Here is a 602-nt window from a genome sequence, read left to right as displayed (position 1 = left end):
GCTGAAGAACCGCGGCGTCGCCGACGTGCTGATGCTCGTCTGCGACGGGCTCAAGGGCCTGCCCGAGGCGGTCGAGACGGTGTGGCCGCGCACAATCGTGCAGACGTGCGTGGTGCACCTGCTGCGCAACTCGTTCCGCTACGCCGCCCGCCAGGACTGGGACAAGATCGCCAAAGCGCTCAAGCCCGTCTACACCGCGCCGACCGAGGACGCCGCGACCGAACGGTTCCTCGAGTTCACCGACGCCTGGGGCAAGAAATACCCGGCGATCGTGAAGCTGTGGGAGAACGCCTGGGCCGAGTTCGTGCCCTTCCTCGCCTTCGACGTCGAAATCCGCAAGGTCATCTGCTCCACCAACGCGATCGAGTCAGTCAACGCCCGCATCCGCAAAGCCGTCCGAGCCCGCGGCCACTTCCCCAACGAGCAAGCCGCCTTGAAGTGTGTCTACATGGCCTTGATGAGCCTCGACCCCACCGGCACCGGACGCCGACGCTGGACCATGCGCTGGAAAGCACCCCTGAACGCCTTCCAGATCGTCTTCGAAGGCCGACTCACCCCGGCCAACAACTGACCACCTCAACAACCAAGATCAGCCGTTAACT

The 602-nt window shown here is 64.6% G+C and carries 1 protein-coding gene; it reads left to right on the top strand.

Features of this window, described 5'->3' with window-relative positions; all coding sequences use genetic code 11:
* Positions 1-571, top strand: a 571-nt coding sequence (locus C1A38_RS30450; protein WP_199180385.1) for an IS256 family transposase, incomplete at its 5' end; no start/stop codon positions are given.
* Positions 572-602 lie beyond the last annotated feature (31 nt).

Origin of the sequence: Verrucosispora sp. ts21, from assembly GCF_002879555.1 — a bacterium.
GTDB classification, from domain to species: Bacteria; Actinomycetota; Actinomycetes; order Mycobacteriales; family Micromonosporaceae; genus Micromonospora; species Micromonospora gifhornensis.
This window is presented reverse-complemented; position numbering and strand designations above follow the sequence as displayed.